Source organism: Bifidobacterium saguinibicoloris (assembly GCF_019331725.1).
In the GTDB taxonomy this organism is placed as follows: domain Bacteria; phylum Actinomycetota; class Actinomycetes; order Actinomycetales; family Bifidobacteriaceae; genus Bifidobacterium; species Bifidobacterium saguinibicoloris.
Map to the genome: position 1 here is coordinate 41,577 of NZ_JAHBBF010000006.1, position 16,240 is coordinate 57,816.

Below are 16,240 nucleotides of genomic sequence, written 5' to 3' on the forward strand. Positions count from 1 at the left end.
AGGCGTGTCTCTTTCCCGGAAGCGGCGGGTCATCTCATTCCCTCACGCTTTTCATACGGCTCATGACCGCGCCTCCTCCTCATCCGCCGACGGTTCCTGTCCACGGGCCCCATGGTCTGGATCCTGTGTTCCGAAGCCTTCGAGCACGGCCTCACGCAGGGAGGTGAGGCCGGTGTCCGGGTCCTTGTAGGTGACGTACGCCTTGGTGGACACCTCGAGGATCTCGCCGGTCTTGCTTTCCGGCGCGGAGACGATCACCTGGAAGCCGAGGCGCGGCAGCACGGTGAGGGCGCGCTGGGTGTAGCGGCCGTCCGCCTTGATGAGCGCCTCGTCGAGGAACAGCGTCGTATAGCTCGGCTTGAGCCGGTTCTCCATGCCGCCGCCGAGCAGGTAGATGAGCGCGGCGCCGTAGACGAAGGAGGTGAGTTCCTGGAGGGCGCCGCCGGACCGTCCTCCGGTGGAGGTGATGCGCTCGTCGGGCCCGTTCTCATGGTGCACGATCGCATAGAAGGCCGAGCGGCACCGGGGATCGAGGTCGCGCGCGCCATAGCTTCTCACGCCGTTCGCGTCCCTCACCTGTGCGAGCTGGGCCCGCAGCAGGCCGATGACGCCGCCGCACGAGGCGAACACCTTGCGCATGGCCGCCGTGTCGCCGTCTCCCGACGACTTCCAGTCGTTGAGCGTCCCGATCGCCCGCATGAGCTGCGCGGCGAAGACACGGTCGGGCCTGCGTACGTCCGCATGCAACGACAGACTGCCGTGCTTGGGACCGAACCGTTGCCCGTCGAGCATGGCGTTGATGCGGTCGAGCTGGTCGCGGATGTCGGCCTCGTCGGTGTCGATGGCGCGTTTGATGGTCAGCAGACTCATGAGCAGCTGCTCCAGGCAACGCCGGTACTCGGCGTCGGTCGCGGATCCCGCGGTCAGACGGGAGAGACCGTCCAGTTCGTCGAGATAGTACCGGTAGTCGTCCACGGTGGCGGACAGCGCGTCGTCGTCCGCGGCGTACATGGCCTTGTACGATTCCATCCTCGTCTCGACCACGTCCTTCGCGGCGCGAGACCGCTCGACCAGCATCCCGATGTGGGAGGCCACATCGTCACGCATCCCGGCGATGAGACGTTCCGGGAACGGCGTGCCCACGGCCGGGCCGCCGCCGGCCCCGATGATCATGTGGGCGCGCAGCGCGTCCGGAACCCCGGAGAACGCGTTCCCGTAGGAGTGGTCGAGCACCGCGCCCGTTTCGTCGTCCGGCATGGGGTCGGCATCCTGGCCGGCACCACGCTCCCCCGCCATCGCATCCCGGTTGTCGTCCAGCCACCGACGGGCGGCCTCGCATGCCGCGGAGGCGGAGTCGGCCTGCTGCTTTTCGTTGAACCGATGCTGCTCGCTGCGCTCGAGCTCCTGCTCCATCGTCTCCCTGCGCCGCACGAGTTCGGCGAGCTCAGGGTTGTTCCGGATTGCCTCGATGGATGATTCGAGCTCGCTCACCTTGGCCGAAGCGGATTCGACGTCGACGTTCTCCCATGAGGTGTAGGCGAGCTGCTTGGCGAGTTCGAGCCCGCTGCGCAGCGTCTCGGATCGCCGCTTCGCGTCCGCGTAGTCGTGTCCGGCCTGTGCCGCGCGCTCTCTGGCTTCGGCGATGCCGCGCTCCAACGCTTCGAGGTAGGACTCGTTGACGTATCCAATGACTTCGCGCCGGTCCTTGACGCCATGTTGTCCGCGCCGGCCGCTTTTGATCTGCCCGTCGGCCTGCACCTGCCGCCGATCACGGTCGGTGTCGTCGATGGCGTCGACGCATACGGCGTCGAACCGTTCGGATGAGGTCTGTTCGCGCAGCCATCCGACGAACGGCGAATCGTCGCGATACCGCAGCTTGGAGGACATCCAGGGTCCGTTCTTCTCCGACGCCCGCGTCCCGTCGCCCGCGCCGGCCTCCGCCGAGGTGTCGACGAACTGCCAGGTCCGCCGCGCCATCGCATGGGGGTCGATAGCGCTGACCTTGGCGGCGAAGCCCCGTTCATGCCGTTTGTCGACGAGGATGGTCTGCGCGATGGCGCCGTAGGTGACGTTCATGGCGAGACGCCATCGTTCCTCATCCTCGCGCACGTCCATGAGCTCGGCGACGTACGGCAGCTCGTCGGCGCCCAGTCCGGTGGCCCGGCACAGCATGGCGCGGGTCTCGTCCATCTGCTGGGTGATGCGGGTGCGCTGCGCCTTCTGACGTTCGTAGTCACGTTCGAGGCGACGCAGTTCCCCGTTCGCCTCGGAGCGGGCTGCGACCGCCTGGTCGCGCTCCTCGTCCAGCTCCTGTGCACGCCGGTCGTAGAGGCGAGTGAAGTCCACCGCGGCGATGCGCCGTTCCGTCCACGCATGTTCGTCACCGGGCATCGTCTCGTCGATCGCCACGAACCCCTCTTCGATGCGTCCGCGGTTCGTTCTCACGTCGGCGAGCGCACGCCGGGCCTGGTCGAGTTCCGTCTCCAGCCGCGCGAGATTGCCGCCGTCCAATCCCCTGATGCGGTCCCGGATGGCCTCGATGCCGGCGCGGATCTTCTCGCTGTCGCGGAAGGCGGCTTCGGCGGCGGCCTGATGCTCGCGATGTTCCCGTTCGTCGACGGGCAGGCGTTCGGCGACTTCTGCCGTCATGCGGGCCATCGCCCAGCGCCGTATGGCCGCCGCCCCCTGTTCCCTCCCGGGGTCGATGGGGTCGAGCTCCCGCACCCGCAGGCGCGCGGCCGCATAGGCGTCGTAGGAGTCCCGGATGCCGGCGAGCGTCGCCACGCGTCTCGCCTTCTCCTCGATTTCGTTGAAGTTCGCCTCGTAGCGCTCGTAGTCGGCGACGGTGTCCCGCGCGAGGTCCAGGGCTTCCGGCACGCCGAGCACACCCTGTTTGAAGATGTCGTCGAGTCTTGACGGGGCGTCGGCCGATTGGATCTTGTGCAGGAGCCTGCACGCCTCCTCGCTGAGTCCCATCATGTTCCAGATGTGCTCATGGAACGCGTCGGCGCTGGTGAAGGTCTCGCACCCCGGGTACGTGTCCTTCAGTTGGGTGGGCGTGAACGGATGGTCGCGATAGGCGTCCATGAGCCGCGGGTCGATCGCCCTGCCCCATGCCGCGTACTGCCGTCGCACGTCGCCGCGGCCGTCGCCCGCCGTCAGGTACAGGAACTTGGCGCAGGACAGCGTCTGTCCGCTGGTGGCGTTCACGTAGGTGTCCACGATGGCGCCCCAGATGGCCTGCGGCGCCCCGTCGGCGTCGCGGCCGCGCAGATAGATCGGCTCGTCGCCGTCCGCGGTGCTGCCCACGCCGGTCATGCCACGCAGATACGTGTAGTCGCTGCGTTCGGACCGGCCGGAGTTCGATGCCTTGTTGAACGGGGTGCCCGTCGGGTACAGCAGCGAGATCTGCGCGTCGACGAGCGTGGATTTGCCGGATTCGCTGGCTCCAGCGAGCAGCGTCACGGGCAGTTCGGGGTCGGTCGACGGTCTGAACTCGTGGTAGCCCTGATACGAGCCCCAGTTGACGAGGCGGCGGCTTTCCAGCATCCACCGGTCGGCGATCATCTGCAGTTCCCTGGCGGCCATCGTCACTCCTCCTCTTCCGTATCGGCATCCATCCCGTCGGCTCCACCCTCATCGGCGCCGGGCAGAGCGGTGTCGGAGCCTTCGTCAACGTCGTCGTTCCCGGCGGCCACGCCGAGCCATGCGTCCGCCAGACCACGGTCGAGCACGACGGGGACGAGCGGCGTGATCCGGTACATGGCCGCGTCGGCGGTGGCGGCCAGATAGCCGTAGGTGACCATCGTATTGACGAGCGCGCCCACCTGCCTGAGCACGCCTTCCTCGTCGTTGCTCGAGGCAAGGTATCCGGCTCCGCCGGCGAGCGCGGCGCGGATCTCGTCGAATCCCGCGATCCACTGGTCTTCGGACACCCTCATGTTCTCATATTCGAGCACGCGGATGCGTAGGAACGCGAGCAGGGCGGCCTCCTCCCGCCTGAGGCTGGTGCGCGTCTTGAGCGAGCGCAGCGTGACGTCCGGTCCGGTGACGGGCGTCGCGTACATGATGCGGTGGCGTTCGTCATCGACGAGGGCGAGCATGTCGTTGTTGAGCGAACGGATGACGGCGTCCCTGTTCTCGTCGACGAGGTCGTACAGTTCGCCTTCGATGTACCGCTCGCGCTTGAGCGCGATGGCGGCCCGTCGCGCGTCCGCGCTCATGTCGCCGCGGTCCCCTTCGAACAGGGCGTAGGGGTTGGTCTCCTCGTCCATGGTCATCCTTCCTCCATGATGGCGTCCAATTCGTCCATGCTGGCGGTCAGCGGCCGCGTACGCCAGTCGCGCGGCCCGCCGTCGATCGTCACGCAATGCCAGATGGCGTCGCCGCTTCCCTGCCCGCCGATCGCGCCGAGGAATCCGACGAGCTCGCTTTCCCGCCTGTCGGTCTGCGGCAGCCGGTTGAAGCTGGCGGCGACGTCGATGCCGTCCCCGTCCATCACCGGATTGCGCCGGATGAGCGTCATCATGCGGCGCAGACGCGGCCCGCCATGGTCGACCAGGGCCTTGAGGTCGATGCGCGGCGCCGTCACGTCGCCATCGCCCCCGTCCAGTCCCGCGGCCGGCTTGCGTGTCATCGACCGGGCCGGCCGCGTGGGCAGCGGCGGGAGCCTGACTCCGGCGACGTCCGTGCCGTAGGGCCTGTCCTCGCCGCCCGGATGCGCCTTCGCGTCGTCGTTGAGTGCCGTGTATAGGCGGTTGAGCCGTGCGAGCATGGACCGGTACCGGGTGTCGGTCTGCTGGCGCACGAGTCTGCCGATCTCCTCGTTGGAGATGCGCATCTGGGCGCGCACCGCCTCGATGCCGTCGTAGATGTGGGCGAGCTCCTCGCGCACCTGCCCGAGCAGCGCGGAGGACTCCCCCGCCAGATACGGGGTTCTCGCGATGTCGCGCATCGCGTCGTCGATCTGTTGGCGTCCTTCGTCGGTGATGATCACCTGGAAGGCGTCCTCGAATCGACGTCCGATGTCGGATTCGCCGAAGTCGGCGCGGTATTCGGCGTTGTAGGCGCCCAGTATCTCGTCGACGCTCATGTCGCCGGCCTGCATGCGCCGCCGCAGCGCGTCGCCGTTGTCGCGTTCGGCGAGCACGAGTTCCCGCAGGTCGATGGGCACGCCGCGCAACGTGTTGTGGATGACGGCGATGACGTCCTCCACCTGCGATTCGTCGAGCGTCTCGCGCTGCTGCCCCTGCTGGATGCGCTTGATCTCGTGCCTGCGTTCCTTGATCTCGCGGTTGAGCAGACGCACACGTTCGCCGGGATCGGCGGTGAGCTGCATGCGGGCATGCTCGATCTCCATGATGATGCTGTTGGCCTGCGCGCCGGACAGGGTGCGGGATTCGTCCTCCAGCCGTCCCAGCGCCTCGATGGCGCGGTGCGCACGCGCGGTGAGGCGGTAGAGGAACCTGTGCGATGCGACGTCATGCGAGTTGGCGAGCCACGCGTATTCCCCGTCGCCCTCACGGGACAGGTCCACGAGTACGCGGTGGGCCGCCTCGCCCCATGTCTGTTCCGGGTCCGGGGTGTATTCGCCGATGTCGGCAAGGGAGGCGAGCCCCTGGGCGAAACGCTCCTCCACGCTCTCGCGGGGAAGCTCGCCGGTGAGCGGATCGAACGCGGCGCGCAGCAACGCCACGTACAGGCGTGAGTTGCGGCGCAGCAGCAGCCTGAGGACGCCGGTCTCGTAGACCGGCCGCAGCCGCTCCATCTCCCGTCGCGCATCGCCCATGGCGCACCTCCCGTTGCCGTCCGGCCGTTTTCCGCGAAGCCGTGACGCGGTCCGGCCTCCTGTCCCCTTGAAGCTAACACACGCCCCCGCGGGCAGGCATATCGCGTACGGTTTCATGCCGCCACGGCGTGTCGCGGAATCTATGGGCGACCGGACGGACGGTCAGCGGGACAGATCCATCACCCGGTCGCACCATCCGGCGGCGAGCTCCTCGTCATGGGTGACGACCAGCACGGCGGCGCCGCGTCGTGCGACGTCACGCAGCAGAACGCCCACCTGCTCCATGTGACGGCGGTCAAGACCGCTGGTCGGCTCGTCCAATACGACGAGCCGCTTGCCGCACATGAGCGCGGCGCCGATGGCCACGCGCTGCTTCTGACCGCCGGACAGACTCATCGGATGCCTGTCCGCCACGTCGGCGAGGTCGAGGTCGGCGAGCATCCGGTCGCGTCGCATCGCCGTCGGACCGTCCTCGTCCATGCCGAGCGTGAGCTCCTCGCGCACGCCGTCGGCGAACAGCTGATGGTTGACGTCCTGCATGACGAGGAATCCGACGCGCGCAAGGTCATGGGCACGCGCGGTCTTCCCGTCCAGGAGGATGCGGCCGGAGATCGGACGCGCCAGACCGGTCAGCGTGCGTACGAGCGTGGTCTTGCCGCACCCGTTGCGCCCCATCAGCCCGACGATCTCGCCGGGGCGCAGCGTCATGTCGGGTATGGCGCGGGAGAATCCCCCACGCGTCGCATCGCGGCGGCGCGCCCATGGGAGGGCAGGTCGACGCGGAGCGTCGTATCCGATGACGAGTCCGCGCGTCCGCAGCAGCACCGCCCCGTCATCCTCCGTTCCATGTGCGTCGTCCTCGGCGGCGTCGGCCGTCCGCGTCACCAATCCCGCCACCCTGCGCCGATACGGTTCCAGGTCGAGCGCGCGCAACCCCATGGCCGCGATGCGCTCCGGCGGCAGGGAGAGGAACTCGTCGGACCGGTATTCGCGTACGATCCGGGCACGGTCGCACAGCAGATACCGGTCGGCGACGCCGTTCAGCCAGGCGAGACGGTGCTCCGCGACGAGCACGGCGACGCCCTCGTCCTTCAGACGCCGCACCGCCGCACGCATGTCGTCGATCGCGGCGGCGTCGAGGTTGCCGGTCGGCTCGTCCATGATGACGAGACGCGGACCGAGCACCGTCGCGGCGGCGACGGCGACGCGCTGGCGCTGGCCGCCGGACAGGCGGGACACGCTGCGGCCGAGCAGCCCGGTCACGCCGAAGCGGCGTGCCACGTCCTCCACACGCCGGTCGATCTCCTCGGCGGGCATGCCCATGTTCTCGCAGGGAAAGGCGAGCTCGTCGGTCGTATCCGCGTTGAAGTACTGGGTCTTCGGATTCTGGAACACGCTGCCCGCCAACGGCGTGAGCCGGTCGATCGGCCCGTGTGCGGCGTCGACGCCGCACACGGAGGTCTCGCCGGAAAAGTCGCCGCGGAAGAACGCCGGTGCCAGCCCGTTGGCGAGACGGGTCAGCGTGGTCTTGCCGCACCCGCTCGCCCCGCACAGGACGACGCATTCGCCGGCATGGACCGTCAGGGACACGCCGTCCACCGCCGTTCCCCCGGTCCGCGCATACCGGAAGACGACGTCCTTCATACGCAAGGGTTCGGCGGCGGTCATCCGACCACCCCGGCGATGTCGAGCGCGAGCGGCGCGGCGCATGCGAGCATGACCGTCCAATCGGCCGCACGCATGCGGATCGTCGTACGCGACGTGTGGACACCGTCGCGGCCCAGACCCTTCGTCAACGCCGCGACGGACAGGTCCTGGGCGACGAGGGCGGCGTTCATCAGCAGCGGCACGATCACGTATTCGAGGCTGCGCGCAGGATGGCGCAGCATGGCGAGACGGCCGGACACGAGACCCCGCAGCGCCATCGCGTCACGGATGGCGCGATAGTCCTCGCCGATGGTCGGGAAGAACCGGATGATCACGATGCATGGCACGACCACGCTCTCGGGCATGCGCATGCGCCGCATCGCGCATACGAACGCGCTGGCCGACGTGGTCGTGAACGCGTAGGCGCCGGTGATGAGGCACGGCAGCATCATCGCGCAGCCGACGGCGAGCGCGGCGGGCGCATGCAGCCACGGCATTCCCAGGGCGTCGGGGTCGAGCCCGCCGAGCGCGGCCGTCACGGCGTACAGGAACGCGAAACGGGCGGCCATGCGCCATCGTCCCGCGGCGAGCGGCGGGACGAGGAACAGGACCACCATGACGGTCTGCGTGAGGAGGGCCGCATGGAAGAACATCATGAGATTGGCGAGCAACAGCAACGCCAGCTTCGTGCGCGGGTCGAGGCCGCGTACGGCGGAGCCGGGCGCCGCCGCGTCCGTCGCGGCGGGAGGACGAGGACCGCGACCGGGCATCAGACGATGCCGGCCTTGGCGAAATGCCTGGCGCACAGGCGCTGTCCGAACCATCCGCCGATGACGGCGCACACGAGGATGGCGGCCATCGACGCCGCGAACGTTCCCATGGTGATGTGCGCGAACACGCCGTCGATGTACGCGGCGTCCTTGCCGCGCGCCTCGAGGCTGGCGACGTACGCGTCCCGCATGAACCACAGCGGGAGGATGGGTCCGGTCAGACCGTACGAGAACACCACGTAGGAGACGAGCAGCAGCGGCCTGCTCCGGTAGGCGCCGATCCGGGCGATGAGGTCGGCGGCGACGGGGAACACGAGGCTCGCGACGAACGAGAGGATGAAATGGCCGGAGACGAACAGGAACAGGCCGATCACCAACCCCATCACCGTGATGCCGCCGAACCTGCCGACGCGGGCCGCGGAGAGCATGAACACGGGGCCGGCGATCAACGCGGCGATCGCCGGCAGGAAGATCGAGGCGAATCCGGCGGTGGCCACGGTGCTGATCAGGGTGGCCACGCACACCATCACGAAGTACAGCGCGCTGAACACGCCGATGGAGATGAGGTCGGGCACCTGCAGGCCCTTCCGCCCGCCGGCTGCGGACGAGGTGGCGGACGTGGTGGCGGACGAGGGTTCGATCGACGTCTGGTCGTTCAATGAAGTCTCCGTTCGTGCGTTCGGGCATACCCAATGTAACGGCCGCGGCGGCGCTTGGCAATACCTTTTCCGTCGAAAACCCGGAATCATCCACCGGGTTATCCACATTCATCCACCGTCTCCGTCCCGTAGTTGCCTTGACGACGCGGGCCGGGTACATGTGGAGATACACGTCGTCCCGGTTCGACGACGGGCGGCATGGTCGACGACGATCGTGCCGGATGAGGAATGGAAGGTCCATCATGACGAGGACATCGGATCGTCCGGCTCCACAGGAGGAGCCGGGCATGGGGAAGGTACGGAGCACCGGAGACGGACATGGCGCGGACGGCCGTTTCGAACAGCTGGCGAAGCCGTGGATATCGAGGTTCGTCGCGGACACTGACCGGAGGTACGTGTCGGAGCGGCAGACGCCGCGCGCGGTGAACCTCATCAGCGGCATCGTCAGGGAGGCGACGTCCCGGGGCTTCGATGTGCCGGCGCCGTCGAAGACGCTGCTGGACCTGGTGGGGAAACGGCGTTGGCCATGGCCGCATGTCCTCGTCGATCTGGGGAACGGGCGGATGGCGTCGTTCCATCTTGCGGAGGCCTCGATGTCCCTTGCTCCTCCGGGAGCCGACGGGGAGGACGGGAACTCCGACGGCATGCGGGACGGGGACGTCCCGGATGACGGGAACACCGGGGATCCGGAACCGATGCCGTTGTGGATGGCGGAACGTTCCCGCGCGTTCGTGGCGTCCGGCGTACTGGGGTTCGTCGTCGACAGCGACATGGACTACACCCACCGGAAGTCCGGCAAGGATTCGAGCAAGTCGCTCGTCGAATCGAGGCTTCCCTCCGTATTCGACTCGCTGGTGGCGTGCGTGGTGCGCCAGCGCGATATGGAACGCGTCGCCCGGATGCGCCGCGACAGCCTCGAACGGGCGCAGCGCGAATGCCGGCGCGAGCAGCTGTACACGGCGTTGTGCGAGGAGGTCCACCTGTATGAGGATCTGCGCGCGCAGCGCGCGTATCTGGACCGTGTGGAGCAGCGCATGCGTCTGCATGATCCGGACGGCCTGCAGCGCGGCGCCGGCACGATACGGATGATGCGCGAACGCATCGACGCGCGCGATCCGCTGCTCGCCGGGGGCGCGGCGTGGATGCGGCTGCCCGAGCCTTCGGAGGCGGAGGTGTTCGCGTACATGCGTCGCGGCAGCCGGCTTTCGGCGTTCGAGGAGGATCAGCTGACGCGTCGTCGCCCCGGGGCCCGTGACGTCTCGTCGCCGTCCGCGGACGGCTCGGTCAGCGGGTTCTTCGATTGACCGCCGCACTTCCCGCCGGGGATGCCGGCCGTCCCGTCCGACGCGACGGCGGCCGGTGCGGCCGAAGTCCCGTCATTCCTCGGCGACGAGTTCGAGATAGCCGTCGTTCCACAGGTCCTCGTCGCCGTCCGGCATGAGCAGCACGCGCTCAGGGTTCAACGCCTCGACGGCGCCCTCGTCGTGGGTGACGAGCACGATGGCGCCCTCGTATTTGGCGATGGCCTTGAGGATCTCCTCGCGGGAGGCCGGGTCGAGGTTGTTGGTGGGCTCGTCGAGCAGCAGCACGTTGGCGCGCGAGGTGACGAGCGTGGCGAGCGCGAGCCTGGTCTTCTCGCCGCCGGAGAGCACGCGCGCGGGCTTCAGCGCGTCGTCGCCGGAGAACAGGAACGAGCCGAGGATGGAGCGGGCCTGCGTGTCGTTGAGGTCCGGGGCCACGTGCGTGAGGTTCTCGAGCACGGTGGCGTCGAGGTCGAGGGTGTCGTGCTCCTGCGCGAAGTAGCCGATCTTGCAGCCGTGGCCGTAGTCGACCGAACCGGTGTCGGGCTGCTCGATGTGCGCGAGGATGCGCAGCGTGGTGGTCTTGCCGGCGCCGTTGTAGCCGAGGATGACGACGCGCGACCCCTTGTCGATGGCGAGGTTGACGCCGGCGAACACGATGTTCGAACCGTACGCCTTGGAGATGTCCTTGGCCATGATCGGCGTGCGGCCGCAGGGGGCGGGTTCGGGGAAGCGGATGTCGGCGACCTTCTCCGCCTTCTGCGCCTCGGACGTGTTCTCGAGGAGCTTCTCCGCACGGCGCATCATGTTCTGCGCGGCGACGGCCTTCGTGGCCTTCGCGTGCAGACGGATGCCCTGCTTCATGAGACGTTCGGCCTTCTTCTCGGCGACCTCGCGCTCGCGGCGGCGGCGCTCCTCGTCGACGACGCGCTGATGCAGGTACGCCTTCCAGCCGAGCGAGTACATGTCGATCTGGCCGAGCTGGGCGTCGAGGTGCCACACCTTGTTGACGACCTCGTCGAGCAGTTCGGTGGAATGGGAGATGACGAGGAAGCCGCCCTCGTATTTCTTGAGATATCCGCGCAGCCATTCGATGGAGTCGGCGTCGAGATGGTTGGTGGGCTCGTCGAGGATGAGCGTGTCGGCGTCGGAGAAGAGGATGCGCGCCAGTTCGATGCGCCTGCGCTGGCCGCCGGAGAGCGTGCCGAGCGTCTGCTCCATGACCTCCTGCGGCAACCCGAGCGAGGCGGCCATGGTGATCGCCTCGGACTGGGCGGCGTAGCCGCCGGCCTTGTCGAAGTCCTGCATGGCCTTGTCGTAGCGGTTCATGGCCTTCGTCATGACGTCCGGGTCCGGGTCGGTCATCTCCTTCTCGGCCTTGCGGATGCGGCTGATGATGGAGGCGATGTCGCGCGCGCTCATCATGCGGTCGAGCGCGGTCTGCTCCGGGTCGGCCGCGTGCGTGTCCTGCGGCAGGTAGCCGAGTTTGCCGGAGACGCGCACCTTGCCGGCGGTGGGCAGCATGTCGCCGGTGATCACGCGCGTAAGGGTGGTCTTGCCGGCGCCGTTGCGTCCGACCAGGCCGATCTTGTCGCCTTTGGCGACGTGGAAGTCGGTGGGATGGAGCAACGTGCGCGCGCCGATCTGAATCTCCAGACCCTGTGCATCGATCGCCATGCCTCACCTGCCGCTTTCCGTCGTCGTCGTTTCCGTCATACGGCCCCGTGCACGTGCGCTGCCGGGTCCGCCGTTTTGCCGATTGACCACTATAACGTGAGGCGTGAAAAACCGTGACGGCGACGGCGCGCGGACTAGACTGGTACGCGGAACGCGGGTCTCGAGGGCCCGCCGCCGGTTCAAGGAGGCCGTCATGGACGTCAGGAACGATTCGGAACGTCGTGGGATGCTGCTGCACGCCGCCTATCGCGCGGCCGACGTGCGCGAGATGGAGCGGCCGCTGCTCGATGACGACGTGCCGCTGATGCGCATGGCGGCCAATGCGGCGGCGCATGTGGCGGCGCGCATGCTCGACGACGCCGGCGTCGACATCGAGGATGCGTCCGTGACGCTGCTCGCAGGCGCCGGCGACAACGGCGGCGATGGCCTGTTCGCGGCGGCCGCCCTGGCCGACGAGGGCGCGACGGTCACGGCCGTGGCGACCGGGCGGTCCCTGCACGACGCGGGCTTCGCCGCGTTCGTGCATGCCGGAGGCAAGGTGCTGGTCCTGGATCCGGCGGCGGAGATTCCGGGCTGCGCTTCCGGGTTCACGCCGGGCGAGGCGGGCGAACGGCTCGAGACGGCGGTGAGGCTGGCACGTCGTTCGCATCTGGTCATCGACGCGATGACCGGCATCGGATTGGCGGGCGACCTGAGGGGCGTGCCGGCGACGCTCGCCGCATCGTTGGGCATGCCGGCCGCAGGACCGGACCGCGGCGACGGCTCCCCGCTGCCCGACCGTCCCGCGCTGCCGGATCGCGCGTCCGACGACGCCGACCTTCCGCTCGTGCTCGCGGTGGACACGCCCTCCGGCGTTGGCGTGGACGACGGCGCGTTGACGGGCGCGTACATCCCGGCCGACGAGACGGTGATGTTCGGCGCGATGAAGCCGTGCGCGGTGCTGCCGCCGGCGACGTTCGCGTGTGGACGCATCACGCTCGTCGACTTCGGGTTCGACTTGGACGGCGTCGAACCAGCGGCCGAGGCGATGTCGCACGACCTTGCGGCCGCCGCGGTGAGGCTGCCGCGGGTGATGGACGCGAAATACTCGCGGGGCGTCGTGGGACTGGCGACGGGTTCGGCCCGCTACCCGGGCGCGGCGGTGCTGACGACGCGCGCCGCGGCCCGCACGAACGCGGGGATGGTGCGCTACCTCGGCCCCGAGCGCGCGCAGGACATGGTGCTCGCCGCACTGCCCGAGGCGGTCATCGGCAAGGGGCACGTGCAGTCGTGGACGGTCGGATCCGGCGTGCCGGACAACGACGGCGATCCGGAATTGAAGGACATCCAACGGCAGACGATCGCGGCGCTGCTCGCCCACTATTCGACGGACGAGGATGGCTCGCGCGTGATGCCGCCGATCGTCGTCGACGCGGGCGCGCTCGACCTCATGCCGGACCATGTGCCACCGCAGGTCGTCATCACCCCGCATGAGGGCGAGCTGGCACGGCTGCTGGGCGTGTCGCGCACGCAAGTCGAAACCGAACCGTTCCGATACGCGACGGAGGCGCACGAACGCACCGGCGCGACCGTACTGCTCAAGGGCGCGGCCACGATCGTCGTGGGTGACGGGGAGCATCCGATGGTCTCCGGGGCCGCTCCGGCGTGGCTGGCCACTGCGGGGGCGGGCGACGTGCTCGCCGGCATCGCGGGCGCGCTGCTCGCACAGATGGACGACGACCTGGATGGCGTATCCGCCGGACCGGACGCAAGCGACGCTGGCGTAGGCGAAGGCGCCGCGGACGGCGACGCCCTCGCCTACGACGCGGCGCTCGTCGCCGACACGGCCGCCGCTGCCGCCTACCTACACGGCGTGGCGGCCGGCATCGCCTCCGAATCGGGACAGTGCGGATGGCAGCCTCCGGAACTGTTCGGCATGACCTCCCGGCCGTCCCGTTTCGACGCCTTAGGGCGTCCGATTGTCGCCTCGGACGTGATCGCCGCGATTCCCGACGCGATCGCGGACCTCATCGGCTGAGCGGCCGGCATCCGCCAGGCCGGTCACCGGACCACGAATCCCGTCCACGGAATCCACGCTCCCGCGGACGGGGTTCCGTCATATCCGTACACTGGTCGTTGGAATCCCGATCACCGACAATGGTCAACGTTCAACCCGAAGGAGCTTCCATGGCCGACTCCCCCATCACCGACGTGATCTTCGACTTCTGCGGCGTGCTGCTCGACTGGAACACCCGCGCATGTCTCGAAGGACGCTTCCCGGACGACGTGGTCGACGCGATCTGCGTCGACGACGACCCGCACGGCTTTTTCCGCTACGAGGACCGCATGGACGCCGGCGAGGACTTCGACGACATCTACCCTGACGTGGTGCGCGAACAGGGCGAGGACATCGCCGGCATCTTCCGCTACTACATCGAGCACTACGGCGACGCGCTGCCGCGCACGCTGCCCGGCATGGTCGAACTGCTCGAGGACCTGAAGACCCATGGCTACGGCGTATGGGGACTGACGAACTGGTCGCACGAGACGTTCCACCTCGCCTTCGAGAAGTTCCCGCGCCTCAAGGAGCTGCTGCAAGGCACCATCGTCTCGGGCGTGGAGAAGATGCACAAGCCGAACGCCGACATCTACGAGCTGGCGCTCTCCCGTTTCGGCCTCGAAGCCGGACGCTGCGTGTTCTTCGACGACACCGCGAAGAACGTCGTCGGAGCGGACGAAGTCGGCATCCACGGCGTGCTCTTCGAGAACGCCCTCCAGGCGAGGGAGGCGCTCGCCGAGCTCGGCGTGACGCTGTGACGCCATGGCTCCCTGTAAGACGGGACGGGCGCGAAGATGAACTTTGGGTGACATCGCACCGGCGGTACGCCTCACGTCGCTACAGTGGATGATATGAAGGACGACAAACGGCCGTGGGTGGTCATCGCACTCATCCTGCTGGCGGTCGCCGCCGTGTTCGGCGGTTCGTACGCCTACGGCCGATTCACCGTCGACCCGACGGGCAGCGACGCCTATCACCGGCTGGACTCCCGCATCGCGGCCACACGACGCGACGTCAAGGACAACCATCGGAAGACGGCGAAGCTCACGAAGGAACGCGACGGGCTGCGACGCAAGGTGTCCGACAAGCAGAAGGCGCTCGCGGACGTCAAACGCAAGGCGGAAGGCTACGTGCCGGAAGGCTCCGTGGGCGACGCGCCGCTCGCCCTGGAATCGTTCGACGTCACCAACGAACCCCGCCGCTACCTGAGCGGCAACGAGATCCACGTCACCGTCACCGTGCGCAACACGTCCGGGCACATCCTCACCTCGGTCGGCATCAAGGGGACGGTGACGCGCGCCGACGGCTCGACGGTCAAGGACGACGTCTACGTCTCCGCCTCCTACTTGCGCGTCTATCCGGGCAGGACCGCGGTATGTACCGACGTGTACGACGACGCCGGCTATTCCGGGGCCACGCTCACGCTGGGCGAATACTATGCGACTACAGCGCAGGACGGCGGCAAGCAGAGCGAGGCCACGTTCACCGGAGATGCGGCGAAGAAGGTGATTCCATGACGGACGACGACAAGCACGACGAGGACACGCCGGACGACGCGCCGAAGCAGGCCGACGCGACCGCACCGGACGACGAGCGGCATGGACGGATCGGCGACGGGCATATGATCGCCTCCGGCCTGCTCGAAGGCGCAGCCGACAGATTCCATGGACTGCTGAAGATCGCGGCCACGCTGGCCGTCGTCGCGCTGCTCGGATGGGTCGGGCACACCGGCATGGCCATGGGCGTCGCGTCGGTGGACGTGACCCGCACCCCGCAGTACACGCAACGCGCCCGCGACCTGCGTTGGGCGCAAAGCGATCTGAAGGAATCGCAGGAGGACGTCGTCAACCGCACCCGGGACATCGGCAAGGCCAACGACGCCAACAAGCAGGCGGACAAGGACGCCGCCACCTACCAGGCGGTCGTCGACGAGTTCGACAAGGCCGGACGGGCCAGCGAGAGTCCGGCGATCACGGTCGCCGGCATCGGGGAACGTGGCACCAGCGCCGGCGGCTACACCACGATTCCCATGACGGTGCACAACAACACGTCGAACACGTACACCTTCTACGAGGTGAACTTTCAGGTGCAGGACGACGCCGGCAACGTGCGCCACACCTACTTCGCGCTCAGCTCGTCCGACATCGGGAGCGGCGTATGCGGGCCGAACGCCGACTGCCATATCCAGGTGCTCGACCAATTCGACTATGTAGGACTGACGCTCGTGCCCATCTCATGGAGCGTGAGCACCGCGGACTCATCCGGCAACGGATACGGGACGTACGGCACCGACGCCCCCACGCGGAGGTTCTGACGGGCCGGCGCATGGTAGCGCTACTCTAGGAACCGTAGGAAAAGTC

The 16,240-nt window shown here is 68.2% G+C and carries 12 protein-coding genes; 5 read left to right on the forward strand and 7 right to left on the reverse strand.

The genetic code is table 11. From position 1 onward, the window contains the following. Nucleotides 1-60: 60 nt before the first annotated feature. The 6 genes from KIH78_RS05415 to KIH78_RS05440 form a co-directional block, all read right to left on the reverse strand. On the reverse strand, nt 61-3,588 hold the full coding sequence (locus KIH78_RS05415) for an ATP-binding protein (protein ID WP_219131571.1): 3,528 nt from the start codon (nt 3,586-3,588) through the stop codon (nt 61-63). Between the two features lie 2 nt (nt 3,589-3,590). Next, complete coding sequence (locus tag KIH78_RS05420; RefSeq protein ID WP_214312452.1) at nt 3,591-4,280, reverse strand: DUF4194 domain-containing protein; 690 nt, start codon at nt 4,278-4,280, stop codon at nt 3,591-3,593. Next, nucleotides 4,277-5,788 (reverse strand): DUF3375 family protein, encoded by a 1,512-nt coding sequence (locus KIH78_RS05425; RefSeq protein WP_219131572.1) that lies wholly within the window; start codon nt 5,786-5,788, stop codon nt 4,277-4,279. Before KIH78_RS05425 ends, KIH78_RS05420 begins: the two co-directional genes overlap by 4 nt. A gap of 162 nt (nt 5,789-5,950) precedes the next feature. Then, nucleotides 5,951-7,432 carry an ABC transporter ATP-binding protein gene (locus KIH78_RS05430; protein ID WP_236034439.1) on the reverse strand — a complete coding sequence of 494 codons (1,482 nt, stop codon included), beginning with the start codon at nt 7,430-7,432 and terminating at the stop codon, nt 5,951-5,953. Nucleotides 7,433-7,452: 20 nt separating this feature from the next. Continuing rightward, nucleotides 7,453-8,205 carry an energy-coupling factor transporter transmembrane component T gene (locus KIH78_RS05435; RefSeq protein WP_219131574.1) on the reverse strand — a complete coding sequence of 251 codons (753 nt, stop codon included), beginning with the start codon at nt 8,203-8,205 and terminating at the stop codon, nt 7,453-7,455. Further along, nucleotides 8,205-8,846 (reverse strand): MptD family putative ECF transporter S component, encoded by a 642-nt coding sequence (locus tag KIH78_RS05440; protein ID WP_420830124.1) that lies wholly within the window; start codon nt 8,844-8,846, stop codon nt 8,205-8,207. Before KIH78_RS05440 ends, KIH78_RS05435 begins: the two co-directional genes overlap by 1 nt. Before the next feature lie 305 nt (nt 8,847-9,151). On the opposite strand from KIH78_RS05440, the gene KIH78_RS05445 reads away from it, so the two are divergent. Further along, nucleotides 9,152-10,168, forward strand: a complete 1,017-nt coding sequence (locus KIH78_RS05445; protein WP_219131576.1) for a hypothetical protein — start codon at nt 9,152-9,154, stop codon at nt 10,166-10,168. A 72-nt stretch (nt 10,169-10,240) separates the two neighbouring features. On the opposite strand, the gene KIH78_RS05450 is transcribed toward KIH78_RS05445, so the two are convergent. Beyond that, a complete protein-coding gene (locus KIH78_RS05450; RefSeq protein WP_214312475.1) occupies nt 10,241-11,842 on the reverse strand; it encodes an ABC-F family ATP-binding cassette domain-containing protein in 1,602 nt (533 codons plus the stop codon). 193 nt (nt 11,843-12,035) lie between these two features. Here KIH78_RS05450 and KIH78_RS05455 point away from each other — a divergent pair, with 193 nt between their 5' ends. The 4 genes from KIH78_RS05455 to KIH78_RS05470 all read left to right on the forward strand — a co-directional run bounded on the left by KIH78_RS05455 (nt 12,036) and on the right by KIH78_RS05470 (nt 16,194). Further along, nucleotides 12,036-13,859 carry a bifunctional ADP-dependent NAD(P)H-hydrate dehydratase/NAD(P)H-hydrate epimerase gene (locus tag KIH78_RS05455; protein WP_219131577.1) on the forward strand — a complete coding sequence of 608 codons (1,824 nt, stop codon included), beginning with the start codon at nt 12,036-12,038 and terminating at the stop codon, nt 13,857-13,859. A gap of 149 nt (nt 13,860-14,008) precedes the next feature. Continuing rightward, nucleotides 14,009-14,638, forward strand: coding sequence for an HAD family hydrolase (locus KIH78_RS05460; protein ID WP_219131578.1), 630 nt, complete (start codon nt 14,009-14,011; stop codon nt 14,636-14,638). Between the two features lie 93 nt (nt 14,639-14,731). Beyond that, nucleotides 14,732-15,397, forward strand: coding sequence for a hypothetical protein (locus tag KIH78_RS05465; protein WP_219131579.1), 666 nt, complete (start codon nt 14,732-14,734; stop codon nt 15,395-15,397). Then, the gene (locus tag KIH78_RS05470) at nt 15,394-16,194 is read left to right on the forward strand and encodes a hypothetical protein (protein ID WP_219131580.1); all 801 of its coding nucleotides are present in this window, start codon (nt 15,394-15,396) and stop codon (nt 16,192-16,194) included. Before KIH78_RS05465 ends, KIH78_RS05470 begins: the two co-directional genes overlap by 4 nt. The last annotated feature ends 46 nt before the right edge of the window (nt 16,195-16,240 follow it).